Below are 26977 nucleotides of genomic sequence, written 5' to 3'. Positions count from 1 at the left end.
TCACCGGGAAAAATCGCGTGCTCAGCTCGCGAGTTTGCGGAGCTCGGGGAGGAGCAGGCGGAGGGCTCGGCCTCGGTGGGAGTCCGCGTCCTTCTCCGCCGGGGTCAGCTCGGCGCTGGTTCGGGTTTCGCCTTCTGGGACGAAGATCGGGTCGTAGCCGAAGCCGTTGGTGCCGCGTTCTTCGCGGATCACCTTGCCTCGCCACTCGCCTCGGACGACCGTTTCCGTTCCGTCCGGGTGGACCAGGGCGGCGGCTGAGACGAAGGCCGCGCCGCGGCGCTCGTCGGGGACGTCGGTGATCTGGCCGAGGAGGAGGTCCAGGTTCGCCTGGTCGTCGCCGTGCTTGCCGGACCAGCGGGCCGAGAGGACTCCCGGCATGCCGTTGAGGGCGTCCACCGCGATTCCCGAGTCGTCCGCGATCGCCGGGAGGCCCGTCGCCTTGGCCGCGTCCGCGGCCTTGGCCAGGGCGTTCTCCTCGAACGTCGCTCCCGTTTCCGGGGCTTCCGGGAACTCCGGGACGTCCGCCAGGCCGATGACCTCCACGCCGGTCACGCCCTCGGCTTCGAGGATGCGGCGCAGTTCCACCAGCTTCTTCTGGTTGCGGGTGGCCAGCAGGACGCGGCTCATGCCTTGGCTCCCGGCAGCTCGCCCGGGTACGGGGCCGCCAGCGCTTCGGCCTGCTTCTCGGCCAGCTTGGCGCAGCCGTCCAGCGCGAAGTCGATCATCTTGTCCATCGTGGACCGGGTGTAGGTGGCTCCCTCGCCGGTGCCCTGCACCTCCACCAGGGTGCCGTGGTCGGTGGCCACCACGTTCATGTCCACCTCGGCGCGCGAGTCCTCCTCGTAGGGCAGGTCGAGGCGCACCCGGCCGTCCACCACGCCCACGCTGATCGCCGCGATCGAGCAGGACAGCGGCTTCGGGTCGGACAGCCGCCCGGCCGCGCCCAACCACGTCACCGCGTCCGCCAGCGCCACGTAAGCGCCGGTGATCGCGGCCGTGCGGGTGCCGCCGTCCGCCTGGATCACGTCGCAGTCCAGCGCGATCGTGTTCTCGCCCAGCGCCGCCATGTCGATGCAGGCGCGCAGCGAGCGGCCGATCAGCCGGCTGATCTCGTGGGTGCGGCCGCCGATGCGGCCCTTCACCGATTCCCGGGGGCTGCGCGTGTTCGTCGCCGACGGCAACATCGCGTACTCCGCGGTCACCCAGCCCAGTCCGGAGCCGGTCCGCCAGCGCGGAACGCCCTCCTGGACGCTGGCCGCGCACAACACCCGCGTCCGGCCGAACTCCACCAGCACCGAACCGGCCGGCCAGTCCTGGTATCCGCGTGTGATCCGCACCTCTCGGAGCTGGTCGTCGCTCCGCCCATCCGCTCGTGCCACACCACAACCCTAAGCCCGCCCCGCTCCACCCCTCGTCAAGGGGCACCCCTGGCCCTGGCGGCGTGTCGGGCGTCAATTTCGTACGAAATTGACGTTCAGCCGGGTGATGGTCAATTTCGTACGAAATTGACCCAGGCCTACGGCCGCCAGGCGTAGCGGACGTCGGGTTCGCGCTCCTCGTTGCGGTGGCCGTCGGTGTGCTCGACGGCGGTGAAGCCGTGGCGCTCGTAGAAGCGCCGCGCCGGGGCGTTGACCTGGAACGTCCACAGGTCCAGGCCGTCCGGGCGGCGGCGTTTGGCCAGGTCGACGAGCTGGTCGCCCAGTCCTCGGCCGCGGTGCGGCGGGTCGAGGTAGAGCTGGTCGAGCTCGGGGCCGTCGAGCACCAGCAAGCCCAGCAGGGCGCCCGATTCCTCGGCCACCCAGCACTCCGAGTTCGGCACGACGACGTGGGTGAACCAGCTCCGCACCTCGTCGTCGGTGTGCGCTCGGCGCACCGTCGGCAGCGCGGCGGTGAAGGAGCGCAGCCAGACGTCGGCCATCCCGGCCGCGTCGGTGTCGGCAGCAGGCCGGAGCACGAGCTCAGATGTCATAGGTGCGATCCGCTCCGACCAGGTCGGCGGGGCCGTCGAAGACAGCTTCGGCCTCGGCCAGGATGGCGTTGCCGTCCGCCCACGGGACGACGTGGGTGAGCAGCAGGCGGCGGGCTCCGGCCTTCTTCGCGACCTCCGCCGCCTGGCGGCCCGACAGGTGCACGCCCTCCGGGGCGTCCGGGAAGTCCGCCCAGGACGCCTCGGACAGCAGCACGTCGGCGTCGGCGGCGAGCTCGGCCAGCTGCGGGCACGGGCCGGTGTCGCCGGTGTAGGCCAGCACCTTGCCCTCCGCCGCCACCCGGAACCCCCACGCCTCGCACAGGTGCGCCACCGGCATCGCCTGCACCTCGAACGGCCCGATGCGCACCGGTTCGGCGGGCACCGGGATGAACTCGAACACGTCCGACAGATCCGTCTCGGCCTGCTCCTCGGCGTTCGGCGCGTAGAGCGCGGCGAAGCGCTGCGGGGCGTTCGCGGGCGCGATCACCGGCAGCCGCGCGTGCGCGGGCGGGTTCGGGTGGTAGCGGCGCAGGACCGCCAGCGCGCCGAAGTCCGCGCAGTGGTCCGGGTGCAGGTGGCTGAAGAACAGCGCGTCCAGGGCGAACGGGTCGATGAACCGCTGCAGCGCGCCGAGCGTGCCGTTGCCCAGGTCCAGCACGATTCGCGTGTCACCGGACTCCAGCAGGTACCCGGATGAAGGCGAATCCGGGCCGGGAATGCTCCCGGAGCAGCCGAGGATCGTCAGCTTCATGCGGTCGAGCTTGACACGACCAGCGGCCGAACGGCATCGCTCGCGACCGCTGGACCGAGGAACCGCGAGGCCATCCGGGCGAACCGGTCAGGTGCGCCGGTGGCGCGGAACTCGTGCTCGGGCACCGTCTCCGGCGCTGCGAGCAGGTCGTTCTCGGTCAGCACCCGCACCACGTCCTTGGCCGTCTCCTCCGCGCTGGAGACGAGCGTCACCTGGTCGCCCATCGCGAGCTGGAGCACGCCGGTGAGCATCGGGTAGTGCGTGCAGCCGAGCACCAGCGTGTCGACGTCGGCCTGCTGCAGCGGGTCGAGGTAGCTCTGCGCCAGCCCGAGGATCTGCCTGCCGGTGGTGGTGCCGCGCTCGACGAAGTCCACGAAGCGCGGGCAGGCCACCGTGGTCAGCTCGATGTCCGGCGCTGCGGTGAACGCGTCGTCGTAGGCGCGCGAGCGGATGGTCGCGCTGGTGCCGATCACGCCGATGCGGCGGTTGCGGGTGGTGGCCACCGCGCGCCGCGTCGCGGGCATGATGACCTCGACCACCGGGATCGAGTAGCGCTCGCGGGCGTCGCGCAGGCAGGCCGCGGAAGCCGTGTTGCAGGCCAGCACCAGCGCTTTCACGCCTTCCTCGACCAGCGAGTCGGTGATCGCCAGGGTGCGGGCGCGGATCTCGGCCAGCGGCATCGGGCCGTAGGGCGCGTTGGCGGTGTCGCCGACGTAGTGCACGGATTCGGCGGGAAGCTGGTCCATGACCGCGCGGGTCACGGTCAGCCCGCCGACGCCGGAGTCGAAGATCCCGATCGGGGCGTCAGTCACCCGGCCAGTGTGCCAGGCCCGTTGCTGCTGACCTGCCGTCGAGTGCTGCGCGCCACCAGCCACGCGGCCAGCAGCCCGCCGAGCGCGCCGAACAGGTGGCCCTCCCAGGAGATGCCGTCCTTGCCGGGCAGCACTCCCCAGAGCATGCCGCCCCAGTAGAAGAACAGCGCCACCGCGACCAGGATCTGCGCGACGCTGCGCTGGAAGAAGCCGCGCACCAGCAGGAACACCATCCAGCCGAAGATCACCCCGGACATGCCGACGTGGTGCGCGGGCGCACCCACCAGCCAGGTGCCGAGGCCACCGACGACCCAGACCGTCGCGGTCACCGCGATGAACTGCCCGAGGCCGCCGGCCAGCACCAGCCAGCCGAGCACCAGGAACGGCAGTGTGTTCGCCCACAGGTGCGCCCAGTCCACGTGCAGCAGCGGCGCCCACAGGATCCCGTCGAGGCCGTCCACCGAGCGCGGCAGGATGCCGTTGTCCTCCAGCCGGACGGCCGGGTTGGCCTGGTCGTAGAACTCGATGCCGTAGAGAGCCGCGGTGGCGATGAGCATTCCCACGGCGGCGCGCAGCGGGTTCGCGGGCAGCACTCGCGGGCGGGGACGATCGGGCAGCCGGTTCACACCTTCGAGGTTACGTGGTGCACCCCGCCGTGGTCTCGGGGTTTACCCGGAGATTCGGACATCCGCCCTGCCCCGATGATCACCCGGGTAGGGTCGTGGATCGTTGCGTTCCGGGCGAGGGGTGACAGGTGCAGGTCGACACAGCAGTACCCGCGGCGGCGCGGTCCGGGCGAGCGCCCACGTGGGACATCGGCACCGAGACGCTGCTGTGGACGGATCCGCCCGCGCGCAGCGCGCACCGCTTCGTCCCCGGTCGCACCGATCACTCGATGGAGCTCCCGCAGCAGGTCAGCGCGGCGAAGACGCGCAGCCTCGGCGGCCTGGCGCTGCACATGACCGAAGGCATCGCGCTGTTCGACTCCACCGGGTCGCACCGCACCTGGCTGGTCTACTGGGCGCGCGAAGGCGTCCAGGCGGGCGCGACCGCGATCGACGCCAAGGGCCGGTTGTGGGCGACGACGCTGGGTGCCGACGGCTGGCTGGCGCGGGTCACCGGCGACGGCTCGGCGAGCATCGCGCTGCGCGGCCTGCCCGCGGCCAACGGCATCGCGTGGAGCCCGGACAGCACCCGGATGTACCTGACCGACGGTGCCGGGCGCATCGACGTCCTGGACTTCGACCTCGACTCCGGCCAGTGCGGTGAGCGCCGTCCGCTGTGCGAGGTCGACGGCGAGCCCGGCGGGCTGGCCGTGGACGCCGCCGGTCGGCTCTGGGTCGCGATCGCCGACGGCGGCGAAATCCGCTGCTACACCGCCGAAGGCGCCCTGGAGCAGACGATCTCGCTACCGGTCCAGTGCCCGACGGACTGCTGCTTCGGCGGCCCGGACCTGACGCACCTCTACATCACCTCGGCGACCGACGGCGTCGCCGAGCCCACCGAGGCGGACGGCGCCATCCTGATCATCCGCGACCTGGCCACGGGCCAGCGCCCCTCCTCCTTCGCCGGCTGACGCTCGTCAACACCCCTCACCGAACGCGAGCGCGAGGTGCGTCCAACGCCGAGATCGCCGTGGAGCTGTTCCTGTCGGAGGGAACGGTGAAGACCCACGTGGGGCGGATCCTGCACAAGCTCGGGCTGCGCGACCGCATCCACGCCGTCGTGTGGGCCTACGAGAACGGCGGCCGGCGCCCCGGCGTCACCACCCGATCAGGTACAGGTGAAGGGCACCTTTCACCAGGTTAGTTGGCGAAAGGTGCCCTTCACCTCGCAAATCCGCGGGAGCGCCCAGCGCGCCGAGCGGGGCGCTTCCTAGAACGGGGGAGGTGTGAAGGGCACCTTTCGCCCGCATAGTTGGCGAAAGGTGCCCTTCACCTCGGGTCGCTCAGGCCCAGAGCTGGCCTTCGAGGCGTTGGGCCGCTTCGTCGATGGTGCCGCTGTAGGCGCCGGTGGAGAGGTACTTCCAGCCCGCGTCGGCCACCACGAAGGCGATGTCCGCCGACTCGCCGTCGGCCGCCGCCTTCTCCGCGATCGTCAGCGCCGCGTGCAGCACACCGCCCGTGGAGATCCCGGCGAAGATGCCCTCGGACTCCAGCAGCTGCCGGGTGCGGCGCAGCGCGTCGTAGGAACCCACCGAGAAGCGGCGGGTCAGCACGTCCGGGTCGTACAGCTCCGGCACGAAGCCCTCGTCGAGGTTGCGCAGGCCGTACACCAGCTCGCCGTAGCGCGGTTCGGCCGCGACGATCTGCACGCCCGGCTTCTGCTGCCGCAGGTAGCGGCCGACGCCGACCAGCGTTCCGGTGGTGCCCAGGCCCGCCACGAAGTGCGTGACGGTCGGCAGGTCGCGCAGGATCTCCGGCCCGGTGGTGGTGAAGTGCGCCTCGGCGTTGGCCGGGTTGCCGTACTGGTAGAGCATCACCCAGTCCGGGTTCTGCTCGGCGAGGTCCTTGGCCATCGCGACGGCCTGGTTCGAGCCACCGGCGGCGGGCGAGGAGATGATCCGCGCGCCGTAGGCCTGCAGCAGCTGGCGGCGCTCCTCGGAGGTGTTCTCCGGCATCACGCAGACCAGGCCGTAGCCCTTGAGCTTGGCCGCCATGGCCAGCGAGATCCCGGTGTTGCCCGAGGTGGGCTCCAGGATCGTGCAACCGGCGGTGAGGCGGCCCTCCTTCTCAGCGGCCTCGATCATGGCCAGCGCCGCCCGGTCCTTGATCGACCCGGTCGGGTTCCGGTCCTCCAGCTTGGCCCACAACCGGACGTCCGGGGCCGGCGACAGGTGCGGCAACCCCACCAGCGGGGTGTCACCGAGCGCGTCCAGCAACGAGTCGTACCGTGCCACGGCACATCTCCTACTCACCGCATCGACATTTGGCCTGGTCAATGCCCGTGAGTGTTTTGCGGGGCCATAGCACCCCAAAACACTCACGGGCCACCCTCGCAACTCGCACCGCTGTGCGGGGGGCGAGTGCGGCGTCTTGAAGCTCAGCCGCCCGCGACCGCGGGGAGGATGGTCAGGTTGTCGCCGTCGGCGACCTTGGCCTCCAGGCCACCCGCGAAGCGGACGTCCTCGTCGTTGACGTAGAGGTTGATGAACCGGTGCAGGTTGCCCTCCTTGACCAGCCGGTCCTTCAGGCCGCCGTAGTTGGTGTCGAGGTCGTTGATGACCTCGGCGACCGTGCTGCCCTCGGCCTGCACCGACTTCTCGCCACCGGTGTGGGTGCGCAGGATGGTGGGGATCGAAACCTTCACTGCCATGGGGAAACCTCCTGTCCACAGAGGACTATCGTGGGGAACGGGCACGCGGAACACCGGCACGAGGGCCGCGGCTCAGTCGCGGTCGGGGACCTCGTCGCCGCCGGTGTGGGCGAACATGTACGACTCGACGACCTCGACCGGCTCCTCGGTGACCTCGCCGTCGAGGATCCGGTAGGAGCGCAGCTCATGGGTCTTCGGGTCCCTGGTGGACACGAGCACGTAGTGCGCGTTGGGCTCCGAGGCGTAGGAGATGTCGGTGCGCGACGGGTAGGCCTCGGTCGAGGTGTGCGAGTGGTAGATGACCACCGCCTCCTCGTCGTTGGCGTCCATCTCCCGCCACACCTTCAGGTGTTCACCGGAGTCGAACCGGTAGAAGGTGGGCGAGCGCTCCGCGTTGATCATCTCGACCAGGCGTTCCGGCCGGTCCGACCCTTCCGGACCGGCGATCACACCGCACGCCTCGTCCGGGTGGTCCCGTCGGGCATGCGCGACCATCGCATCCACGAGGTCGCGTCGGATCACCAGCACAGCAACCATCCTAGTAGGTGCAGAACCGGGCTCCCACGATGTGAAATCGCGGTTACCGGCGTGGGTCTCGTTCGTCGGGCGGCAACGCCTGACCACGATGGTTCATTCCCGCGCCGAGGGGTAGAGCCGCGTGTAGGAAGTCACCTCGTCGACCGGTTCCGCGGCCAGCAGCCCGCGCACGATCGCCCGCGCCACCACGTCGGCGGCGGCCGCGCTGACCTGGTCCAACCGCGCGGACCAGTCCTGCTCCCCCGGCGCGGGCAGCGCCGCCCCGGTGCCGGTGGCCAGCGCGAACATGGTGTCGCCGTCGACCAGCAGGTGGGCGGGTCGCACCGCGCGGGCCAGCGCGTCCTGCGCGGCCACCGCCAGCCGCCGGCACTCGGCCTTGGACAGCCGCAGGTCGGTGGCGACCACGCCGATCGTGGTGTTGAGCGGGCGGTCGACCGGGCCGTGCCGCCCCGGGCGGGAGCCGAACAGCGGCCGGGCCGCGTCGATCTCCGCCTGATCGGGTCGCCGCAGGCCGGGCGTGGGGATCCACGGCAGGCCGGTGTCCGGGTCGATGGCCGAGCCCGCGGCGTTGACCGCCACCAGCGCACCGATCGTGGTGCCGTCCTCCAGCACGGTGCTGGCGGTGCCGATGCCGCCCTTCACGCAGCCCACGACCGCGCCGGTCCCGGCCCCGACGTTGCCCTCCCGGGTCTCGGTGCGCGTGGCGCGCTGGCAGGCGCGGTAGCCGAAGTCGGCGTCCGGCCGGTTTCCCCAGTCGTTCATCGGCAGGTCGAAGATCACCGCGCTGGGCACCACCGGGACCACGTGCGCCGGGTCGGGGCCGACGCGCACGCCGTGGCCGCGCTCGCCGAGCCAGCGCATCGCGCCGTCGGCGGCGGCGAGCCCGTAGGCGCTGCCACCGGTGAGCACGATGCCGTGGACCTGCTGCACCAGGTGGCTGGGTTCGAGGACGTCCGTCTCGCGCGTTCCCGGGCCACCGCCGCGGACGTCGACCGCCGCGCTCGCGCCCTCGGGCACCAGCACCGCGGTCACCCCGCTCGCCCAGTGCGGATCGAGCCGCTGCTCGTGCCCGACCAGCACGCCGTCGACGTCGACGAGCGCGTCCCGCTCACCTGCTCCCATGCCGCCTCCCCAGATCGCCTGGGGCCAACGTTATCCGCGGTGCAGGTGTGAACCACCGGTTCCGGCCCGCGATTTCAATGGAAATCGGACGTCTGATTTCCGTTGAAATCGCGTCCGGATCAGGACATCAGGGCGGTGACCAGGCTGTCCTGGACCCAGGTGAGCCACTGGTAGACGCCCAGGTGCTCGCGGCGCAGGTCGTCCTCGGGCAGCTCGTCGGGCATGTCCTCGTCCACGTCCAGCGCCGTGCCCAGCGCCAGGCGGACGTCGTTGAGCGCCGTCAGCCAGCCGTCCGCCTGCGCACCGGTCAGCCGCACCCGGCCGCCACCCGGCGGGCAGGTGTCCAGCACCAGCTGCGCCGCGCCGGTCTTGGCCTCCAGCAGCGTCGGCTCGTGCAGCGAGCGCATCGCGCCCGCCGCGTCGGTCTGCTCCTCGTCGGTCTCCCCGGTGATCGGGTCGCGGCGGTAGAAGTCCGGCAGCAGCCGCGCCAGCACGGGGTCTTCGGGCGCGGTCGCCGGGCCGGTGCGGATGCCGGTCAGCTCGGCGAGCTCGTCGACCGGCGCCTCGTCGGAGCGCGCGGTGAGCATGTCCTTGATCTGCCCGACCAGGCCGCGGATGACGGCCGCCTCCTGCTGCGCCAGCTCGGCCTGCACGTGCCCGTTCTCGCGGGTCCAGCCGTCCACTCAGGAATCCTTCTGCATCGTGGCCCACAGGCCGGCGGCGTGCAGCTTCGCCACGTCGCCCTCGACCTTCTCCTTGGAACCCGAGGACACCACCGCCCTGCCCTTGTGGTGCACGTCCAGCATGAGCTTCGTCGCGTGGTCCCGGGTGTAACCGAAGATCTTCTGCAGCACGTACGTGACGTAGGACATGAGGTTGACCGGGTCGTTCCACACCACGGTCACCCACGGCTTGTCCTCGGTGCCGAGCACATCCGGTTCGAGTTGCGCGCGCTCGATTTCAGCGGGCGAGGTCATGCCCCCATCGTTGCACGCGACCGTCACAGCGGTGTCGACCGCGTACTCGCCCGCGCGAATGGCGCAACCGCGGGGCCCACCCGGCCGCACGCGGTTGCCCCGCTCCGGTCGGCGGCAACTGATCCGAGACCACGTAATCTCTGCTCCATGAGCACCAGCACTGCGCTGCTTACGGATCACTACGAGCTGACGATGCTCTCCAGCGCGCTGCGCGACGGCACCGCGCACCGGCCGTGCACCTTCGAGGTGTTCACGCGGCGGTTGCCGGACGGCAGGCGCTACGGGGTCACCGGCGGCACCGGGCGGGTGCTCGACGCGATCGAGAACTTCACCTTCGGCGAGGCCGAGCTGGCGCAGCTCGCCGAGCACCGGGTGGTCGACGAGGCGACCCTGGCGTGGCTGCGCGACTACCGGTTCCAGGGGCAGGTCGACGGCTACCCGGAGGGCGAGCTGTTCTTCCCCGGTTCCCCGCTGCTGACCGTGCGCGGCAGCTTCGCCGAGGCCGTGGTGCTGGAGACGCTGGTGCTGTCGATCCTCAACCACGACAGCGCGATCGCCGCGGCCGGAGCGCGGATGGTCTCGGCCGCCAACGGCAGGCGGATCATCGAGATGGGCTCGCGGCGCACCCACGAGGAGTCCGCGGTGGCCTCGGCCCGCGCCGCCTACCTCGCCGGGTTCACCGCCACCTCGAACCTGGAGGCCGGCCGCCGCTACGGGATCCCCACCGCGGGCACCGCGGCGCACGCCTTCACGCTGCTGCACGACTCCGAGCGCTCGGCCTTCGAATCGCAGGTCGCGGCGCTGGGCACCGGCACGACGCTGCTGGTGGACACCTACGACATCACCCGGGGCATCGAGCTGGCGGTGGAGGTCGCGGGCCCGGAGCTGGGCGCGGTGCGCATCGACTCCGGTGACGTCGGGGTGCTGGCCCGGCAGGCCCGCGAGCAGCTCGACGCGCTGGGCGCCAAGAACACCCGGATCGTCGTCTCCGGTGATCTCGACGAGTACGCCATCGCCGCGCTGCGCGCCGAGCCCGTCGACGGCTACGGCGTGGGCACCTCGCTGGTCACCGGTTCCGGGGCGCCGACTGCGGAGATGGTCTACAAGCTGGTGGAGGTCGAGGGCCGCCCGGTCGCCAAGCGCAGCTCGCACAAGGAGTCCCGCGGCGGCCGCAAGGCCGCGGTGCGCCGCTACAAGGACACCGGCACCGCGGTGGAGGAGGTCATCTTCCAGACCGCGCCGGGCGCGTCCGAGCCGGTGCTCGGCCCGCACGACCGCTTCCTGCAGATCCCGCTGATGCGCGACGGCAAGCGCGTCGCGGACCTGCCCACCCTGGAGGACGACCGCCAGCGGCTCCGGCACGCCCTGGTCACGCTGCCCTGGGAGGGCCTCAAGCTCTCGCACGGCGAACCGGCCATCCCGACCACCTTCCACACCGCCTGACCAACGACCAGAATTGGTCCCACCGCACAACCGAGGAGGCGGGATGACCAAGGCGCTGATCATCGTCGACGTGCAGAACGACTTCTGCGAGGGCGGCGCGCTCGCGGTGGCGGGCGGCGCGGACGTGGCCGCGGCCATCTCGCAGTACCTCGCCGGGTTCGACCACGACCACGTGGTGGCCACCCGCGACTACCACATCGACCCGGGCGCGCACTTCAGCGACGAGCCGGACTTCGTGCGCAGCTGGCCGCGGCACTGCGTCGCGGGCACGCCGGGCGCGGCGTTCCACCCGGCGCTGGACGTGGGCCCGGTGGAGGCGGTGTTCTCCAAGGGCCAGCACAGCGACGGCTACTCGGGCTTCGAGGGCATCGACTCCCGCGACCGGCCGCTGCACGACTGGCTGACCGAGCGCGGGGTCCGCCGGGTCGACGTGGTGGGCATCGCCACCGACCACTGCGTCCGCGCGACGGCCCTGGACGCGGCGCGGCAGGGCCTGGAGACCTCGGTCCTGCTGGAGCTGACGGCCGGGGTGTCCCGCGACACCGTCGACGCGGCGCTCGCCGAACTCGACGCGGCTGGCGTGAACCTGATCGGCGAGCCCGTCGTCCGGTAGCGATCCGCGGGTGCGGTCGGGAAAGCTCACGCGCATGGTTTCAGCACTGCAGAACATCGCGATCGACTGCGCCGACGCTTACCAGCTCGCCCGGTTCTGGAGCGAGGTGACCGGCCGCCCGCTGCACCCGGAGTCCCGGCCGGGCGACGAGGAGACCGAGGTGCTGCTGGCCGAGGGACCGGTGCTGCACTTCAACCAGGTGCCCGAACCGAAGTCGATCAAGAACCGGCTCCACCTGTGCCTGCGCCCGGAAACCCCGCGCGAGCAGGAGGTGGAACGGCTGCTGAGCATCGGCGCCACCCTGGTCGCCGACCACCGCAACCCCGACGGCTCGGGCTGGGCGGTGCTCGCCGACCCCGAGGGCAACGAGTTCTGCGTCCTGCGCAGCGCCGCCGAACGCGCCGCGATGGAGTCCTGACGGGTGTCGCTCCGGCATCGCCACCATCCGGGGGCATCGGGGCTCGTGGACGGGGGCGCGCGGTAGTTTCTCTTCGTGCCCACCTCTGTCCCGCGATGGTCCGACCCGGTTGCGTTCGAGCCCGACGAAGACGACGTGCTCCCACCGGAGATCGCCGACGACCTGGCGCGGGCGGGCAAGGCCGCACCGAACGAGCCCGCGCTCCCGATCGCGGGCAAGGCCAAGCAGGACATCCCGGATCTGCCGACGCTGCTCACCGTCGCGATCGAGGCCGTAGGCGGAGTGCCGCGAGAGGGCCAGGCGCGGATGGCCGAAGCCGTCCAGCACTCCATCGGCACCGGTGAGCACCTGGCCGTGCAGGCCGGGACCGGAACCGGGAAGTCGCTGGCCTACCTGGTCCCGGCGATCCGGCACGCCGTCGCCGAGCACACCACGGTCGTCGTGTCCACCGCGACCATCGCGCTGCAGCGCCAGCTCGTCGACCGCGACCTGCCGCGCCTGGCCGACGCGCTCGCCGACGCGCTGGGGCGGCGGCCGACGTTCGCGATCCTCAAGGGCCGCCGCAACTACCTGTGCCTGAACCGGGTGCACGGCAACGCCCCGGAAGAGCCCGACGAGGGCGCGCTGTTCGACGCCTTCGCCGCTTCCGCGCTGGAGCGGCAGATCAAGCGCCTGCAGGAGTGGTCCACCGAGACCGAGACCGGCGACCGCGACGAGCTGGTGCCCGGCGTCACCGACCAGGCCTGGCGGCAGCTGTCGGTCACCGCCAAGGAGTGCCTCGGCGTGCACCGCTGCCCGGTCGGCGTCGACTGCTTCGCCGAACGCGCCCGTGCCGAGGCCGGGCGCGCGGACATCGTGGTCACCAACCACGCGCTGCTGGCCATCGACGCGCTCGACGACCGCCCGGTGCTTCCGGAGCACGACGTGGTGCTGGTCGACGAGGCGCACGACCTGGTCGACCGGGTGACCTCGGCGGCCACCGGTGAGCTCGCCGCGACCGCCGTGCGGCTCGCCGCGCGCCGCTGCGGGCGGGCCATCGACGAGGAGACCGCCGACCGTCTGGCCGAAGCGTCCGAGGGGCTGGACCTCGTGCTGCAGACCGCGACGCCGGGCCGGCTGGAGGAACTCCCGCAGGACCTCGGCGGCGCCCTGACCGCGGTGCGCGACTCGGCTTGGGCCTGCATCAACGCGCTCGGCCCGGAGCGCAAGGAGGACACCGAGGGCAACACCGCGCGCAAGCTCGCGCACGCCATCACCGAGGAAGTCCACGACACCGCGGTCCGGCTGCTCGAAGCGTTCGACGACGAGAAGCAGCTCGAAGTCGTGTGGATCTCGTCGGACCCGAACCGGCCGCCGACCATCCGCATCGCGCCGATCGGCGTCGGCGGACTGCTCCGCGAGCGGCTGTTCGGCCAGCGCACCACCGTGCTGACCTCGGCGACGCTGGCGCTCGGCGGCTCGTTCGACACGCTGGCCCGGCAGTGGGGCCTGCCCGCGCAGCAGCGGTCGCAGCCGGTCGCCGGGATGGCCACCGCCAAGGAGGCCCCGTCGGACACCGGCGGGCTGAAGTGGACCGGCCTGGACGTGGGCTCGCCGTTCGAGCACCAGCGCAGCGGCATCCTCTACATCGCCCGGCACCTGCCGCCGCCGGGCCGCGACGGGCTGCCGCCGGAGTACCTGGACGAGCTGACCGAGCTGGTGCAGTCGGCGGGCGGCCGCACGCTGGGCCTGTTCTCCTCGATGCGAGCGGCCAAGCAGGCCAGCGAGGAACTGCGCAAACGCCTCTCGACACCGGTGCTGTGCCAGGGCGAGGACACCACGGCGCTGCTGGTGCGCCAGTTCGCCGAAGACCCGGCGACCTCGCTGTTCGGCACCTTGTCGCTGTGGCAGGGCGTGGACGTGCCGGGCGATTCGCTGCAACTGGTGGTGATGGACCGCATCCCGTTCCCGCGCCCGGACGACCCGCTCGCCTCGGCCCGCCAGAAAGCGGTGTCCGAGCACGGCGGCAACGGCTTCCTCACGGTCGCCGGAACCCACGCGGCGCTGCTGCTCGCCCAAGGCGCGGGCCGCCTCCTGCGCGCACCGAACGACCGAGGCGTGATCGCGGTCCTGGACCCGCGCCTGGCAACGGCCCGCTACAGCGGCTTCCTCCGCTCCTCCCTCCCCCCGTTCTGGACCACCCACGACCCCAAGGTCGTCCGAGGCGCCCTCCAACGCCTCACCGGCACCGCCTGACATCACCCGGGCCTGCGTCAATTTCGTACGAAATTGACGTTCACCCGGGTGACGCAGGGTTCCGGCAAAGTCCGGTCGGGCTGGTGCGGTGCGGCAGTTTGCCGGAAACTGCCACCCCGCTACGCCCGGACTGTTCGGTCAGTTTCAGGCAAAACTGCCACCCGACCCCACCCAGGACGACTTTGCCGGAGCCCTGCCCGGGCTTCGGTCAATTTCGTACGAAATTGACGCCACGCCCCCGGCCCGGCGTGATGGACGACTCACCGCGTAGTGGTGGGTTTTGTGGTTGGTCGACAACTCGGCGTCGGGCTTTCTGTTCTGGCCGGGGTGCCGGGTAGGTTGGTGCAGTCGCGCCGATCGGGCCGCAGTGGCGCTGCCCAGCCCCTGGTCACAGGGTTGCGAGCGGACCACGGGATCGGGCTGGCCGCGGCCTTGCGCCCGGTGTCGGCGCTCGGCGGCGAGTGTTGTCGATCAACTGCTAGGAGACGTCGTGTCCGCACCACGCCAAGCCGCGCCCGCCGCGAACCTGGCCCGGACTGTGGTCTTCGCCGCGTTCATCGCCGTCCTCGGCATCTTCCCGGGCTTCTACCTCGGCGGTGCGGCGGTGCCGATCGTGCTGCAGAACATGGGGCCGCTCCTGGCGGGCAGCATCCTCGGCGCCCGCCGCGGCGGCGCGTCGGTGCTGCTGTTCCTGGCGCTGGTCGCGATCGGGCTGCCGCTGCTGTCAGGTGGCCGCGGTGGCATCGCGCCGTTCGTCGGTCCGAGCGGTGGTTTCGTGCTCGGCTGGGTGCTGTCGGCGGTGGTGGTCGGCCTGATCGTGCAGCTGGCCCCGAAGCCGACGCTGCTGGTGCTGCTGGCGGCCAACCTCGCCGGTGTCGCCGTGGACTACCTGATCGGCATCCCGTACTGGGGCCTGATGATCGGCGACCTCGGTGCGGCCGCGGCGCAGTCGCTGGTGTTCGTGCCCGGTGACCTGGTGAAGCTCGTCGCCGTCTCGCTGGTCGCCGTCGCCGTGCACCGCGCCGTCCCGGCGGCGCTGACCGGCACAGCGCGCCGCGCTCCCACCGAGAGCTGACCGTGCTCCCGATCCTCGGCCGCTCCCCCGCTTCGCGGGTCGCGCACTCCGACGCGACGCTCGACGCCGCGGAGCTGCTCGCCCGCGCTCGCGGCGCTGCGCGCCTGCTGCGCCCGGGCTCGCGCGTCGCGCTCGACGGCGGGAACGCGCTGACGCGCTTGACCCACTTCCTCGGCGCGGATCTCGCGGGCTGCGCCGCGCTCCTCCTGGAGCCGACGTGGACCGAGCGCGAGCGCTCCGCCGTCCTCGCCGACGCAGCACCGCACGTCGTGCTCGACTTGGAGGCGATTTCGCGCGAAATCGCGCCTCCCCGCACGTGCCCGACGTCGATTTCGTGCGAAATCGCCCCACCCCCACCGCAGAACCCGCCGTTCTACCTCCCCACCACCTCCGGCAGCAGCGGTCGCCCGAAGGTGCTGATCCGATCCCGCGACTCCTGGTTGCGAAGCTTCGACGCGCTGGACCTCGGCCTGACGCAGCAGGACCGGGTGCTGATCCCGGGTCCGCTGAGCTCGTCGCTGTTCCTCTTCGGCGCCCTGCACGCGCTGCACGCGGGCGCCGACGTGCACCTGCTGGACCGCTGGTCCGCTCACGACGCCGCAACCGCAGCCCGGAACGCCACCACCATCCACCTGGTGCCCGCGATGCTGGCCGCACTGCTGTCCACTTTGGAACGCGATCCGGTCCTGCGCACCGAGTGCGCGTTGCGGACGGTGGTCTGCGCCGGTGCGCGGGTGGATCTGGAGCTCGAAGAGCGGCTGGGCAAGGTGCTGCCGGGCTGCGAGCTGGTCGAGTACTACGGGTCGGCCGAGCACTCGCTGATCGCGGTGCGGCGCGGCGGTCGGCTGCGGCCCGTCGTCGACGTCGAGGTGCGCGACACCGAGCTCCTGGTCCGCTCCGCGCTCACCTTCGACGGTTACCTGGACAACGGCGTCCTCGTGCCGCCGAGCACGGATCAGGGCTGGTCGGCGGTGGGCGACCGGGCGATCCTGCACGAGGACGGTTCGCTGGAGGTCCTGGGCCGCGCCAGCGCGGTGATCAACACCGGGGCGCGGCTGGTCGGCGCGGAGGAGGTCGAGTCGGTGCTGCGCGGCGCGGACGGCGTGCTCGACGTCCTGGTCTCGGCCACCCCGCACCCCCGCTTCGGCGAACTCGTCACAGCCGTCGTGGAGGTCGACCCGGCGGCTCGCCCGTCGAGACGCGATCTGCGGGCGAGAGCAAGGCAATCGCTGGAACCGGCCAAACGCCCGCGACGCTGGCTGGCGGTGCGCGAACTGCCGAGGACGGCGTCCGGCAAACCGGCGCGCGCACTGGTCGCGGAGCAACTGCGCGCCGGATCGTTCGAAGCGGAGGCGCTGTGACCCCGGTGGTGATCGCGGCGCGGCGGACGCCGATCGGTGAAGCGGGCGGCGTTCTGCGCCACCTTCCGGTCGACCGGCTCGCCGCCCCGGTGCTGCGCGCCGCGCTGGACGACGTCGGTGTGACCGCAGTGAACGACGTGCTCCTCGGCAACGTCCTCGGCCCGGGCGGGAACCCGGCCCGGGTGGCCGCGCTGCGCGCCGGGCTCGGCGAGCGGACGCCCGGCATGACGATCGACCGGCAGTGCGCGAGCGGCCTCACCGCGATCACCACCGCAGCAGCGCTGATCAGCGCCGGTGCCGGTGACTGGTTCCTCGCCGGCGGCGTGGAGAGCCCGTCGACCGCGCCGTGGCGGGCGTGGCGCCCGCGCACCGCCACCGAACCGCCCCGCTTCTACCAGCGCGCCCCGTTCGCCCCGGCCGAGATCGGCGACCCGGACATGGGACCGGCGGCCGACCTGGTCGCGGCCGAGGCCGGGATCTCCCGCGAACGCCAGGACGCCTTCGCCGCCCGCAGCCACGCCCGCGCCGTCGCCGCCCGCGAGGCCGGCCGGTTCGACGCCGAGCTGGTGCAGGTGAGCGGCACGATCGAGGACGAACGGCCGCGCGATCGGTTCACCGCCGAGCGGCTCGCCCGGTTCCGGCCCGCGTTCACCCCCGACGGCACGGCCACCGCGGCGAACTCCTGCGGGATCAACGACGGCGCGGCAGCCGTGCTGATCACCACCGAGGAGCAGCGCCGCAGGCTCGGCGTGCCCGGCCTGCGCCTGGTGGACTGGGCGACCTCGGGAGTCGACCCGAACCGCCTGGGCCTGGGCGCGGTGCCCGCGATGCGGGAGCTGCTGGCGCGGCGCAGCCCGGAGGTGGTCGAGTTCAACGAGGCCTTCGCCGGGCAGGCCCTGGCCTGCCTGGACGCCGCGGGAATCGACGAGCAGCTGGTCAGCCCGGACGGCGGCGCCATCGCGCTCGGCCACCCGTGGGGTGCGTCGGGGGCGGTGCTGGTGGTGCGGCTGTTCAGCCGGATGGTCCGCGCCGACGGGCCGCGCACCGGCCTGGCCGCGCTGTCCTCCGGCGGCGGGCTCGGGGTGGCGACGATGTGGGAGCGAGTGGGTTGATCGAGTTCGAGGGCGTCGGGCACAGCTACGACGAGCGCACCGTGCTGGACGGCGTGGACCTGCGGCTGGACGAGCAGCGCGTGGCGTTCGTGGGTGCGAACGGATCCGGCAAGTCCACGCTGGCCCGCATGATCAACGGCCTGGTGCACCCGACCAGCGGCCGGGTGCTGGTCGACGGCGTCGACCCGGCCCGCAACGGCCGCGCGGTGCGGCGCCGCGTCGGCTTCGTCTTCACCCACCCGGACAGCCAGATCGTGATGCCCACGGCAGGCGAGGACGTCGCGTTCTCGCTGCGCAAGCAGGGCCTGTCCAAGGCGGAGCGGCAGCGCCGCGCGGCCGAAGTGCTGGCCCAGCACGGCCTGGCGGGCTACGCCGAGCACCCGGCGCACCAGCTCTCCGGCGGGCAGAAGCAGCTCCTCGCGCTGTGCTCGATGCTGGTCCTGGACCCGGACGTGCTGGTCTGCGACGAGCCGACGACGCTGCTCGACCTGCGCAACAAGCGGCACTTCACCGAGGTGCTCGCCGGACTCCGCCAGCAGGTGGTGCTGGTCACCCACGACCTGGACCTGCTGGACGACTTCGACCGCGTGGTGGTCCTGGAAGCGGGCAAGGTGGTCGCCGACGACGAACCCGCCGCGGCGGTCCGGTACTACCGGGAGCTGATCGGATGAACCCGCTGGGCCTGTACGAACCGGGCACCAGCGTCGTGCACCGGGCACCGGCGGGCTGGAAGTTCCTGGCACTGCTGGTGTTCGCGGTGGTGATCTTCGTGCTGAACTCGCCGCTGGCCCTGGCCCTTTCGGCGCTGGCGGTCGCCCTGGCCTACGTGCTGGCCCGCATCCCCGCGCGCCGCTGCTGGCAGCTCTCCCGCCTGCTGATCCCGCTGCTCGCGGTGGTGTTCCTGCTGCAGTGGTGGATGCTCGGCTTCGACAACGCGGCGGTGGTCTGCCTGCGCCTGCTGACCGCGCTCGGCGCGGCGAACCTGTTCACCCTGACGACCCGCGTCGACGACCTGGTCAGCGCGGTGGAAAGCGGCCTGCGCCCCACCCGCCGCCTGGGGGTCCGCCCGGAGCGGGTCGGCCTGCTGGTCGGCCTGACCCTGCAAGCGGTGGCGGCCCTGTCGACGATCGCGACCCAGGTCCGCGAGGCCCAACGCGCCCGCGGTGCGGAGCGCTCGCTCTCCGCCTTCGCGGTCCCGTTCCTGGTCCGAACCCTCCGCCACGCCGACGACCTGGGCGAAGCCCTGGCCGCCCGAGGCGTCGGCGACGACGAAACCAGGACTTAAGACCCTGGTGCGAAAGCGCTGCTCCTGGGCATGCTGATGGGTACCGGGGAAACCCGGCGACCGGCCCGAGGATGCAGTGGCCTTGACGACCATCAGGCCGCCAAAGACCTAGCAATCGCTAGATTGCAAAACACCCTCGGGCCCGGCCTGTGTCCGGGGTCGGTTCCGAAGCCGCTCACGCGCTCACCAAGACCCGATCGTCGGCCTTCCCGCACGGATACCAGCGACCACAGCAACCAACGAACTGGCGATCCATGCGCGGCGCCCATCTCACCCTGCCAGCTGACACCCGCATCAAAGGTCAGCATCGAAGCTCTACTGCCCGGAATCGTCGCTACTCGCAGGCCAGCCATCGAGGAGAAACTCGACCTTTTCTGCAGCCACGACAGCTTCGCGCGTCGATAGCGCGCGCACATGCTCACCCCCTTTCGGATCCCCACGCCAGATCACATACTCTCCCTCTCGACTCATTACAACAAACGCCGGAGCCACGAGACCCAGCGCTTCCGGAAGCGTACTGAAACACAGACTGTTCATGCTAAAGAAAGGAAAGAGCCTGTGGAGCGATGTGGCGCGCGCAGCCCTCACCAAGTCACTACAAGAAGGCGAAGAATCCTGACTCCTGCGATCACGCGCCTCAGCAATCAGCTCCCAGTTTCTCCACTCATCCGCCGAACTCTCAAACATAACAACACCATCCAACCATGGAACCACACCTTCCAGCAATACATAAATCCACTTCAGGAATCAACCAGGAATGGCGCCATTATAGAACGTCGTAACCCTCCTGGCCTCCGGATTACTCAGCACGTATCGGAGCTCCATTCCTGTAGAACTGCCAGCACGAGGAGAAGTTCCGTCGATGATCCCGGCTACGTCGTCCATTCCCTCGAGATTGAAGCTAATCCGACCACCTCCTTGCACAACACGGTCAATCATCTGATGAAGCTCACCTTCCGTGGGCTTCCTATCAGTAGGCATAACGTCGCTGAACATTTCATTGCGCCAAGTAATAGCGCCATGCTCAGCGGCAAAATTCTCCAACGAGTCCGGGTTAATTAAGACCCGACCTCCGATCTCCACTCTCGTCTGATCCAGACCCAGCGCAAGATGCGGACCACACGCGGTATCGGCTCTGAGACCCAGTGGGTCAATCAACGCATGCGGGTTGGGAACGTAACGGTAGGAGTTTGGCCCCGCTGAAAGACCCAGCGGATCGGTGCTGCCGTAACGGGCGGTGTTCGGGTCGTAGTGGCGGTGGAAGTTGTAGTTGAAGCCCGTTTCCGGGTCGTGGTACTGGCCTGGGAAGCGGAGTGGGGTGTAGGCGGCCGTTCGGGGTTGGTCGGGGGTGACGCCCCAGAGGGTTGTTCGTTGGTGCCAGGACACCGCGCCTTGGTCGTTGATCAGTTCTGTTGGGGTTCCGACGAGGTCGGTGATGATCGAGTGGAACTGTTCGTCGATCCAGGGCTGGGGTGCGTTTCGGACTGCTGAGCGTTGCGCTTGGGTCAGCGGGCGGAAGGTGCCCGGCTCGTAGTTCCAGACCGTGACTCGCGCGTCCAGCAGGTTCGGGCCGTTGGGCAGGCCGTCGGTGTGAGCTTGTTCCGCCAGGACCGCCGCGTCCCAGATGAACTCGATCTGTTCCAGGACGCGCGAGCCGTCGGGGGTGAGGCGCTGCTTGGCTACTCGGCGGCCCAGCGGGTCGTAGCGGTAGCGCCAGCGGGCTCCGTCCGGGGTGAGGACTTCGGTCAGGCGGTCGTCGGCGTCCCAGAAGTAGCGCCAGGTTTCCGGCTTGCGGGACAGGCGCTTTCGCTGGCGGAGCACCACCCGGCCTTGGGCGTCGTGCTCGTAGCGGACCTTGCCCGCTCGGCGGATCAGCGTGCCGCTGTACTCGCGGTCGCCGGGTTCTTCCGGATCTGAAGTCGGCCAGGACGCGTGCGCGAGGTTTCCCGCCGCGTCGTAGGCATAGCGCTCCGACCAGCCAGGACCGTTCACCGCGGTGACCCGGCCCAAGCCGTCGAGGTCGAACGTGCGCGGGCCGGTGAGCTTGTCGTCGAGCCCGGTCAGGTATCCGTCCGCGCGGTAGGTGTACGAGCGCCGTTGGATCTGCTGACCGGCGCCGGTGAGGGTTTGCGAGAGCAGCTGGTGGTTGGCGTTCCAGGCCTGGGCCAGGACCACATCGGGGCCGAACGATCGCTGAACCTCGCGGCCTGCGCGGTCGTAGCCGAAGCGCAGGGTGCGCCCTGCCGTGTGCAGCGCGCTCGGCCGACCGTTCGGGTCGTACTCCCACACGCTCTCCGCGCCCGACGGCGTGCGGCGGCGGATCCTGCGGCCCAGCCGGTCGTACACCGATGCCACGGTCCGGCCGTTGATGCTCTCGGCGAGCACACGTCCGGCCGGGTCGCGGTCGAAGGTGACCTGGGTGTCGCCGTCCATCGCTTCGAGCAAGCGGCCCAGCGGGTCGTAGGTGAAGGTCGACGTCACCGAGCCGTTGCGGCGCTCGATCACGTTCCCCAGGACGTCGCGGGAGAACGAGGTCGTCTCACCGGCACCATTGGTGCGCTCGATGAGCTGACCTGCCGCGTCGTGCCGATAGGTGACCGCACGGCCGTTGAAGTCGATCTCCCGCGCCAGGTTGCCCACCACGTCATAGTCGTAGCGCCACACCAGGCCCTGCTCGTTGGTGACGCTGACCAGGCGCAGCTCGGTGTCGTAGCCGAACTCCAGGCGCGTTCCGTCCGGCCGGATCTCGGCCGACGGCAGGTCGAAGTGCGTGACCTCGGTGCGGGTTTCCTGTCCCAGAGCGTCGACGAAGGTGCGGAGGTTGCCTTCGCCGTCGTACAGCCAGCGCTCGGTCGCGCCGTCCGGCAAGGTCCGCCACGCCGGTTTGCCGTCCACCGTCCAGCCGAACCGGGTGGTGCCGCCCAGCGGGTCCACCACCTGCGTGACCCGGCCGAACCCGTCCCGCGCATAGCGGGTCGCGTTGCCCATCGGGTCGGTCACGACGACCGGCAGACCCGCCGCATCGGTCTCGACCCGCCGCACGTTGCCCAGCGCGTCCGTGAAACTCGTCAGACGACCGTGCTCGTCGTAGGCGTAGCTGGTGACCGCACCGAGCGCGTCGACCGTCCTGATGACGTTCCCGCGCTCGTCGTACTCCCGGCGCGACACCGTGCCATCCGGCGCGATGACCACGACCGGGAGCCGGAGATCGTTGTACTCGAGCCGGGTCTGGCTGCCGTCCGGACGCGTGACCGCGACCAGGTTGCCGACCTCGTCGTACTCGTGGCGAACCGTGCGGCCGAGCTGATCGGTCCGGGAGAGCAACCGGTCCCGGTCGTCCCACTCCGACCGGATCACGCCGCCCTGCGCGTCGAGCTCGCGGACCGTCTGACCGGCCTCGTTGAGGTGGTACTCGGTGCGCGAGCCCTGCGAGTCGGTCCAGGTGGTGATCCGGTTCTCGTGGTCGTACTCCAGCGTGCCGCTGAAGAAACCGCCGGAGCCCTCGACCTCCACGACCCGGCCGCCCGCGTCGTAGACGTAGCGGTACCACTTGTCGTTTCGGTCGGTCCAGCTCGTGATGCGACCCGACTCGTCGTAGGTGAACCGGAGCGGCAGACCGGAAGCGTTGATCACCTCCGTGAGCCGCTGGTCCTCGTAGCCGTAGCGCATCAACAGCACGTCATCGCCGTCGTCCGCGTCGCGGAGGTGCAACGCCGTCACCAGACCGGCGTCGGACTCCACCCGGATGCGGTAGCCGCCGGAGTGCCGCACCTCGACGGGCACCCCATCGGCATCGCGCTCGACGTCGATGCGCTGGCCGCTGCGGTCCACGATCGCGGTCAACGGCCGGATCTCGCCTGCGGGACCGAAGTGCAGCGTCCTGCCCTGCGCCACATCGGTGAGCGTGTAGGCGTCGTCTTCGGAACGCGCCAAGCTCCGCTGCGGCCCGGTCACCGCGCCGACGGACGCTCCCTGAGCCGGCTGCGGGAAGAGGGAGAGCGTGCCGTCGTCGGCGACGAAGCACACGTCGGTCCCGTCCAGCTCCAACCGCTGGTCCAGCGTCGAGGCCCACGTCGGGCCGAAGTGCTGCCCGGCCCGGAAGGACGAGAGGTGCAACCGCTTGAGCACCAGGGGAAGCAGGCCCGGGAGTTCGACATCGGTCTGCGCGAGCACCATGCTGCCGGTGGCGACGTCGATCGGGTCGCCGGTCGTCGGCCGCTCGGAGACCGGGATCCGGTGCTCGGGGGCGTCCGGAACCTCCCTGACCGTCTTGAGGACCTTGCCGATCCCGCCGGTGATGATTCCGCCGATGACCTCGCCGGTGATCCTGCCCAGCCCCACTTCGCCGCGTCCGTTGGCGAAATCGTCCCAGGAGACCATCGCCTTGAGCGTTTCGACGGGGTGAGTGGCGGCGTAGGCCATCGCCTGCACCGTCCCCAGTGGATCGGAGAAGGCGTCGTAGAACGCGGTGAACGTGCCGCTGAAACCTTCCCAGAGCGCACCGAAGAAATTCGCATCGATCTGCGCCTGGGAATCCTGCGGTGCCACCGCGGCTTCTTCCCGCAGCGCGAACGCAGCGCGGTCGCCCTCCCAGACCAGCTCCTGCCGAGCCGCCCGCAGCATGTCCTGAGCGGCCTGCCGCCGCTCCCCGCCGGGATCGACGAAGGGAACGACCGCACCGCCTTGCGAGTTGGCGACGGCTTGCTCGTGATCCAGCTTCGCCTGCTCGGTGGCGGCTTCTCCCTCCGCCCACAACCGAGCGGCCTCCGCCGCCTCGGCCTGGGCCCACCGCAGCACCCGCGCGTACTCCTCGAGCGCGGCAGCTCCGGCCGCCAGCGAATCCCCGCCGTCGAACCAGCGCGGAACATCGGTCTGGTGCTGCTCGTGCCAGAGGTCCGCGGCCTCGCCGCTCCACCCGCCGGCATCGATCCGCTTCAGCGCTTCGCCGGTCTCGGACGCCTTGACCGCTCGTTCCCGGATGAACCGGGCGTTCGCCATGATCGCGTCCGGGTCTCCGGGCACCAGCAGCGTCGGCTCGGTGGCCTGCCCGAGCTCGAAGGTCATCGGCCCATCCCCGGGATCGTCATCGGCGGCTGCACCGCATCGATCCCCGGGTCGACCGAAAGCGCGTCCGCACCCGCCTGATCCGCTTCGCGGTACGCCTTGGCGGTCTCGGCGAGCGAGTAGCTCATCCGGGTGGCTCGGTCGCACAGCGCGTCCAGGCCGACCGACCACCGGTCGCAGAACTCCGTCAAGGCCGAGAGCAGATCGGCATGGCCGTAGGACTCAGCCGCGCCCGGCAACTCGCTCAGCTCCGAGTTGTCCTGCCCGGCGACGAGTTCGTCCATGTTCCTCGACGCCTTTTCCAGCAGCTCGATCTCGACGTGAAAGCCGTTGCCGTCCAAGCTCACCGCACCGCCTTGCGAGCAGCGGCCTGGCGCGCCGGCGCCGTGCGCTTCCACTCCCGCTCGAGTGCGAAGAAGTCGTCGACCCGCGCCACCAGCGGCAGCCGGTGGTCGTCATCGGGATCGACCATCACGCCCACACCGGGCGGCACCAGCTCCAGGAAGACCGCGCCCGGCATCGAGATGTAGTCGCACGCACCCGCGTGGGCGGCAAGGCGATCCAGGCTCGTGAACGCCACCGTCCACCGGCCCTGGCTCTCGGTGTCGGTCACGAACACGCCGGGCTTCTCCGGGCGTTGGGCGTAGACGACGGCCTTCGCGAATGCCGCGTAGAACGCTTTGATCGGACGATCGCCCTCGCACACCGATCGGGCCAGGGCTGCTAGGTCTGGGTCCCCCACGCGGGGGACCCTACCCAGGAACGTGACGAACTGTCAGGAAATCGGGCGCCATTGGGCGAGGACGGTGACCGTGCCCGGGTCCACTTCGGTGAAACCCGCGTCGCGGACCATGCCCACCCGGGCTTCTCGCCAGGCCTTCTCCGGGTCGTCGCGGGGGTGCAGGCCGGCCCAGGTCTTCGCGTCGGCCTTGCGGACCGAGCAGCGGAAGCCGTCGGCCGACCAGCGCTCCAGCTCCGCGCTCATGCCTTCGCCGTGCAGCAGGGAGGCCAGGATCATCGTCGCGTGGCCGACCTGGGCCGCCGACTTCCCGGCGCTCATCGGGACGTCCGGGTTCAGCCACAGCACCGGTGCACCCGGGGCCGGGTCGCCCGGCTCGTCGGAGTCCAGTTCGCTGCCGGAGATCTGCAGGCGGCTGAGCTCCTTCGGCATGTCCGCGACGCGCATCGGCAGGAAGGCCCGCACCTCGGCGTTGCCGACCTCGAACGTGCGGCCGGGCAGCGACTGCACCGCTTCCCAGTGCGCTCCGCGCGCCCGCCGCGCCACCTTGCGGATGCGGCCGCTGATCCAGGTGCTCATGGCCTCGTGCCACTCGCCGCCCGGCTTGCAGCGCTCGTCCAGGCAGACCGCCAGCGCCGCCGATGCCGCCGCTTCCAGCAGCGCCGTGCGGTCCGGCGGCTCCCGCCGCTCGATGCGCAGGACCATCGGCATCAGCACCACGTTCTCCGGGTCCTCGTCCGAGGTGTCCGCGGTGGCCGCGCCCGGCAGGGCCAGCCAGGAGGCGTAGCGGGTGATCAGCGGGTCCAGCACGTCGAAGGCGGTGTCCTGCACACCACCATCAGCCGCTTCCGGGCCGTCGTTATTCCCCGGTCGCATCACACGTCCAGCGGAACGCGCCGCAGCACCCCGTCCTCGGCGTCGGCCGACTCGATCTCGGCGCGGGTGACGCCGAGGACGAACAGCACCGCGTCCAGGAACGGGTGGGACAGGGCGGTGTCGGCGACCTCGCGCAGCGCCGGCTTGGCGTTGAACGCCACGCCCAGGCCCGCCGCCGAGAGCATGTCGATGTCGTTGGCCCCGTCGCCGACCGCGACGCACTGCGCGGCCGGGACGCCGAAGGACTCGGCGAAGCGGCGCAGCGCCTTCGCCTTGCCCGCGCGGTCCACGATCTCGCCGATCACCCGGCCGGTCAGCTTGCCGTCCACGACCTCCAGCTCGTTCGCCGCGCTGAAGTCCAGGCCGAGCTCGTCCACCAGCTGGTCGATGATCTGGGTGAACCCGCCGGAGACCACACCGGTGTGGAAGCCCAGCCGCCGCAGCGTGCGGATCGTGGTGCGGGCGCCCGCGGTGAGCTCCAGCTCCGCGGCGACCTCGTCCAGCACCGACGCGGGCAGGCCCTCCAGCACCGCGACCCGCTGCCGCAGCGACTCGGCGAAGTCCAGCTCGCCGCGCATGGCGCGCTCGGTGACCTCGCGGACCTGGTCCTCGCAACCGGCCCGCGCCGCCAGCATCTCGATGACCTCGCCCTGGATCAGCGTGGAGTCCACGTCGAAGACGACCAGCCGCTTCGCCCGCCGGGCCAGCCCGGTGCGCTCCACCGCCAGGTCCACGCCGACGCGCGCGGCGATGTCGGCCATCGCCTGGGTCAGCTCCGTGTCGTCGTCCGACTCCGGCGCGCTGACCTGCAGCTCCAGCCCGGTCACCGGGTAGTCGGCGACCCGCCGGATGGAGTCGATGTTGACCCCGATCTCGGCCAGTCCGCGGGAGACCTCGCTGAAGTGGCGCGCGGTCAGCGGCTGCCCGAGCACCACCACCACGTGGCTGGAGGAGAGCTTGCTGCCGTCGCCGTCCTCGGCGCCGATCGCCACGTCGACGGTCATGCCGACGGTGGCCATCGCCTGCTCCACCGCCTCCTGCAGCTGCTCCGGGTCGCGCTCGGTGGACACCAGGACGCCGAGCACCAGGCGTCCTCGGATCACCACCTGCTCGACGTCGACGATGTCCACGCCGTGCCGGGTCAGCGCGGCGAACAGCACGGAGGTGACGCCCGGCTTGTCCTTCCCGGTCACGGTGATCAGGACGGTGGTCGCATTCGCGGTGCTCACGGCAGCGGTTCTTCCTCTCTGAATGCCCACAAGATGCGAAGAGC

28 protein-coding genes and 1 pseudogene are annotated in these 26977 nt (G+C 71.0%); 11 read left to right on the top strand and 18 right to left on the bottom strand.

The features are described 5' to 3' along the window. Positions 1–21 precede the first annotated feature (21 nt). From rdgB to OU416_RS20145, 6 genes are all read right to left on the bottom strand, one after another. The gene (gene rdgB, locus OU416_RS20170; protein WP_270928540.1) at positions 22–627 is read right to left on the bottom strand and encodes an RdgB/HAM1 family non-canonical purine NTP pyrophosphatase; all 606 of its coding nucleotides are present in this window, start codon (positions 625–627) and stop codon (positions 22–24) included. Next, positions 624–1379: a ribonuclease PH gene (gene rph, locus OU416_RS20165; protein WP_270928539.1), complete on the bottom strand. Its 756-nt coding sequence runs from the start codon at positions 1377–1379 to the stop codon at positions 624–626. Before rph ends, rdgB begins: the two co-directional genes overlap by 4 nt. Before the next feature lie 137 nt (positions 1380–1516). Continuing rightward, the gene (locus OU416_RS20160; protein ID WP_270928538.1) at positions 1517–1969 is read right to left on the bottom strand and encodes a GNAT family N-acetyltransferase; all 453 of its coding nucleotides are present in this window, start codon (positions 1967–1969) and stop codon (positions 1517–1519) included. Next, positions 1959–2720 (bottom strand): MBL fold metallo-hydrolase, encoded by a 762-nt coding sequence (locus OU416_RS20155; RefSeq protein ID WP_270928537.1) that lies wholly within the window; start codon positions 2718–2720, stop codon positions 1959–1961. The genes OU416_RS20160 and OU416_RS20155 overlap by 11 nt, the downstream gene beginning before the upstream one ends. Then, a complete protein-coding gene (gene murI, locus OU416_RS20150) occupies positions 2717–3532 on the bottom strand; it encodes a glutamate racemase (RefSeq protein WP_270928536.1) in 816 nt (271 codons plus the stop codon). Before murI ends, OU416_RS20155 begins: the two co-directional genes overlap by 4 nt. Further along, complete coding sequence (locus OU416_RS20145) at positions 3529–4125, bottom strand: rhomboid family intramembrane serine protease (protein ID WP_372907229.1); 597 nt, start codon at positions 4123–4125, stop codon at positions 3529–3531. Before OU416_RS20145 ends, murI begins: the two co-directional genes overlap by 4 nt. Before the next feature lie 161 nt (positions 4126–4286). Between OU416_RS20145 and OU416_RS20140 the strand changes: the two genes are divergently transcribed. Together OU416_RS20140 and OU416_RS20135 are read left to right on the top strand one after the other, a co-directional pair. Next, on the top strand, positions 4287–5108 hold the full coding sequence (locus tag OU416_RS20140; protein WP_270928535.1) for an SMP-30/gluconolactonase/LRE family protein: 822 nt from the start codon (positions 4287–4289) through the stop codon (positions 5106–5108). A 29-nt stretch (positions 5109–5137) separates the two neighbouring features. Next, positions 5138–5341, top strand: a pseudogene (locus OU416_RS20135) (response regulator transcription factor); the annotation flags it as partial. A gap of 139 nt (positions 5342–5480) precedes the next feature. On the opposite strand, the gene OU416_RS20130 reads toward OU416_RS20135, so the two are convergent. The 6 genes from OU416_RS20130 to clpS all read right to left on the bottom strand — a co-directional run bounded on the left by OU416_RS20130 (position 5481) and on the right by clpS (position 9483). Then, positions 5481–6431: a PLP-dependent cysteine synthase family protein gene (locus OU416_RS20130; protein WP_270928534.1), complete on the bottom strand. Its 951-nt coding sequence runs from the start codon at positions 6429–6431 to the stop codon at positions 5481–5483. A gap of 143 nt (positions 6432–6574) precedes the next feature. Then, positions 6575–6847 (bottom strand): MoaD family protein, encoded by a 273-nt coding sequence (locus OU416_RS20125; RefSeq protein WP_270928533.1) that lies wholly within the window; start codon positions 6845–6847, stop codon positions 6575–6577. A 72-nt stretch (positions 6848–6919) separates the two neighbouring features. After that, positions 6920–7375 carry a M67 family metallopeptidase gene (locus OU416_RS20120; RefSeq protein ID WP_270928532.1) on the bottom strand — a complete coding sequence of 152 codons (456 nt, stop codon included), beginning with the start codon at positions 7373–7375 and terminating at the stop codon, positions 6920–6922. Between the two features lie 102 nt (positions 7376–7477). Further along, positions 7478–8506 carry a P1 family peptidase gene (locus OU416_RS20115; protein WP_270928531.1) on the bottom strand — a complete coding sequence of 343 codons (1029 nt, stop codon included), beginning with the start codon at positions 8504–8506 and terminating at the stop codon, positions 7478–7480. A 119-nt stretch (positions 8507–8625) separates the two neighbouring features. Beyond that, complete coding sequence (locus OU416_RS20110) at positions 8626–9189, bottom strand: DUF2017 domain-containing protein (protein ID WP_270928530.1); 564 nt, start codon at positions 9187–9189, stop codon at positions 8626–8628. Next, positions 9190–9483, bottom strand: a complete 294-nt coding sequence (gene clpS / locus OU416_RS20105; RefSeq protein ID WP_093348890.1) for an ATP-dependent Clp protease adapter ClpS — start codon at positions 9481–9483, stop codon at positions 9190–9192. Positions 9484–9630: 147 nt separating this feature from the next. On the opposite strand from clpS, the gene OU416_RS20100 reads away from it, so the two are divergent. From OU416_RS20100 to OU416_RS20060, 9 genes are all read left to right on the top strand, one after another. Then, on the top strand, positions 9631–10926 hold the full coding sequence (locus OU416_RS20100; protein ID WP_270928529.1) for a nicotinate phosphoribosyltransferase: 1296 nt from the start codon (positions 9631–9633) through the stop codon (positions 10924–10926). A gap of 43 nt (positions 10927–10969) precedes the next feature. After that, positions 10970–11539 carry an isochorismatase family protein gene (locus tag OU416_RS20095; protein ID WP_270928528.1) on the top strand — a complete coding sequence of 190 codons (570 nt, stop codon included), beginning with the start codon at positions 10970–10972 and terminating at the stop codon, positions 11537–11539. 34 nt (positions 11540–11573) lie between these two features. After that, positions 11574–11957 (top strand): VOC family protein, encoded by a 384-nt coding sequence (locus OU416_RS20090; RefSeq protein ID WP_270928527.1) that lies wholly within the window; start codon positions 11574–11576, stop codon positions 11955–11957. Positions 11958–12119: 162 nt separating this feature from the next. After that, positions 12120–14192 (top strand): ATP-dependent DNA helicase, encoded by a 2073-nt coding sequence (locus tag OU416_RS20085; RefSeq protein WP_372907230.1) that lies wholly within the window; start codon positions 12120–12122, stop codon positions 14190–14192. Positions 14193–14682: 490 nt separating this feature from the next. Continuing rightward, positions 14683–15267, top strand: a complete 585-nt coding sequence (locus tag OU416_RS20080) for a biotin transporter BioY (protein ID WP_270928526.1) — start codon at positions 14683–14685, stop codon at positions 15265–15267. Positions 15268–15269: 2 nt separating this feature from the next. Beyond that, a complete protein-coding gene (locus tag OU416_RS20075; protein ID WP_270928525.1) occupies positions 15270–16628 on the top strand; it encodes a class I adenylate-forming enzyme family protein in 1359 nt (452 codons plus the stop codon). Further along, positions 16625–17740: a thiolase family protein gene (locus OU416_RS20070; protein ID WP_270928524.1), complete on the top strand. Its 1116-nt coding sequence runs from the start codon at positions 16625–16627 to the stop codon at positions 17738–17740. Before OU416_RS20075 ends, OU416_RS20070 begins: the two co-directional genes overlap by 4 nt. After that, positions 17737–18411: an energy-coupling factor ABC transporter ATP-binding protein gene (locus OU416_RS20065; RefSeq protein ID WP_270928523.1), complete on the top strand. Its 675-nt coding sequence runs from the start codon at positions 17737–17739 to the stop codon at positions 18409–18411. Before OU416_RS20070 ends, OU416_RS20065 begins: the two co-directional genes overlap by 4 nt. Continuing rightward, a complete protein-coding gene (locus OU416_RS20060; RefSeq protein WP_270928522.1) occupies positions 18408–19025 on the top strand; it encodes an energy-coupling factor transporter transmembrane component T family protein in 618 nt (205 codons plus the stop codon). Before OU416_RS20065 ends, OU416_RS20060 begins: the two co-directional genes overlap by 4 nt. Positions 19026–19340: 315 nt before the next feature. Here OU416_RS20060 and OU416_RS40305 read toward each other — a convergent pair whose 3' ends face one another. The 6 genes from OU416_RS40305 to serB are packed head-to-tail and all read right to left on the bottom strand — an operon-like array spanning position 19341 to position 26933. Then, positions 19341–19712, bottom strand: a complete 372-nt coding sequence (locus tag OU416_RS40305; RefSeq protein ID WP_372907231.1) for a DUF6193 family natural product biosynthesis protein — start codon at positions 19710–19712, stop codon at positions 19341–19343. Between the two features lie 60 nt (positions 19713–19772). Next, the gene (locus OU416_RS20055; protein WP_270928521.1) at positions 19773–24089 is read right to left on the bottom strand and encodes a putative T7SS-secreted protein; all 4317 of its coding nucleotides are present in this window, start codon (positions 24087–24089) and stop codon (positions 19773–19775) included. Continuing rightward, positions 24086–24430 carry a hypothetical protein gene (locus OU416_RS20050; protein WP_270928520.1) on the bottom strand — a complete coding sequence of 115 codons (345 nt, stop codon included), beginning with the start codon at positions 24428–24430 and terminating at the stop codon, positions 24086–24088. The genes OU416_RS20055 and OU416_RS20050 overlap by 4 nt, the downstream gene beginning before the upstream one ends. Positions 24431–24432: 2 nt before the next feature. Beyond that, on the bottom strand, positions 24433–24831 hold the full coding sequence (locus tag OU416_RS20045) for an SseB family protein (RefSeq protein WP_270928519.1): 399 nt from the start codon (positions 24829–24831) through the stop codon (positions 24433–24435). A 33-nt stretch (positions 24832–24864) separates the two neighbouring features. Further along, positions 24865–25704: an aminoacyl-tRNA hydrolase gene (locus OU416_RS20040; protein WP_270928518.1), complete on the bottom strand. Its 840-nt coding sequence runs from the start codon at positions 25702–25704 to the stop codon at positions 24865–24867. Then, positions 25704–26933 carry a phosphoserine phosphatase SerB gene (serB, locus tag OU416_RS20035; RefSeq protein ID WP_270928517.1) on the bottom strand — a complete coding sequence of 410 codons (1230 nt, stop codon included), beginning with the start codon at positions 26931–26933 and terminating at the stop codon, positions 25704–25706. The genes OU416_RS20040 and serB overlap by 1 nt, the downstream gene beginning before the upstream one ends. Positions 26934–26977: the final 44 nt, after the last annotated feature.

This window comes from Saccharopolyspora indica (assembly GCF_027853965.1).
In the GTDB taxonomy this organism is placed as follows: domain Bacteria; phylum Actinomycetota; class Actinomycetes; order Mycobacteriales; family Pseudonocardiaceae; genus Saccharopolyspora; species Saccharopolyspora indica.
The sequence above is the reverse complement of the archived record's forward strand: the minus strand, read 5'-3'. Positions and strand labels throughout refer to the sequence as shown.

Excerpts from the sequence above, each read along its gene's own strand:
- OU416_RS20100 (WP_270928529.1), top strand. The coding sequence starts at position 9,631 with ATGAGCACCAGCACTGCGCTGCTTACGGATCACTACGAGCTGACGATG.
- OU416_RS20090 (WP_270928527.1), top strand. The coding sequence starts at position 11,574 with ATGGTTTCAGCACTGCAGAACATCGCGATCGACTGCGCCGACGCTTAC.
- OU416_RS20160 (WP_270928538.1), bottom strand. The coding sequence starts at position 1,969 with ATGACATCTGAGCTCGTGCTCCGGCCTGCTGCCGACACCGACGCGGCC.
- OU416_RS40305 (WP_372907231.1), bottom strand. The coding sequence starts at position 19,712 with ATGTTTGAGAGTTCGGCGGATGAGTGGAGAAACTGGGAGCTGATTGCT.
- rdgB (WP_270928540.1), bottom strand. The coding sequence starts at position 627 with ATGAGCCGCGTCCTGCTGGCCACCCGCAACCAGAAGAAGCTGGTGGAA.
- OU416_RS20125 (WP_270928533.1), bottom strand. The coding sequence starts at position 6,847 with ATGGCAGTGAAGGTTTCGATCCCCACCATCCTGCGCACCCACACCGGT.
- OU416_RS20055 (WP_270928521.1), bottom strand. The coding sequence starts at position 24,089 with ATGACCTTCGAGCTCGGGCAGGCCACCGAGCCGACGCTGCTGGTGCCC.
- OU416_RS20060 (WP_270928522.1), top strand. The coding sequence starts at position 18,408 with ATGAACCCGCTGGGCCTGTACGAACCGGGCACCAGCGTCGTGCACCGG.
- OU416_RS20115 (WP_270928531.1), bottom strand. The coding sequence starts at position 8,506 with ATGGGAGCAGGTGAGCGGGACGCGCTCGTCGACGTCGACGGCGTGCTG.
- OU416_RS20040 (WP_270928518.1), bottom strand. The coding sequence starts at position 25,704 with ATGCGACCGGGGAATAACGACGGCCCGGAAGCGGCTGATGGTGGTGTG.
- OU416_RS20155 (WP_270928537.1), bottom strand. The coding sequence starts at position 2,720 with ATGAAGCTGACGATCCTCGGCTGCTCCGGGAGCATTCCCGGCCCGGAT.
- clpS (WP_093348890.1), bottom strand. The coding sequence starts at position 9,483 with ATGACCTCGCCCGCTGAAATCGAGCGCGCGCAACTCGAACCGGATGTG.
- OU416_RS20095 (WP_270928528.1), top strand. The coding sequence starts at position 10,970 with ATGACCAAGGCGCTGATCATCGTCGACGTGCAGAACGACTTCTGCGAG.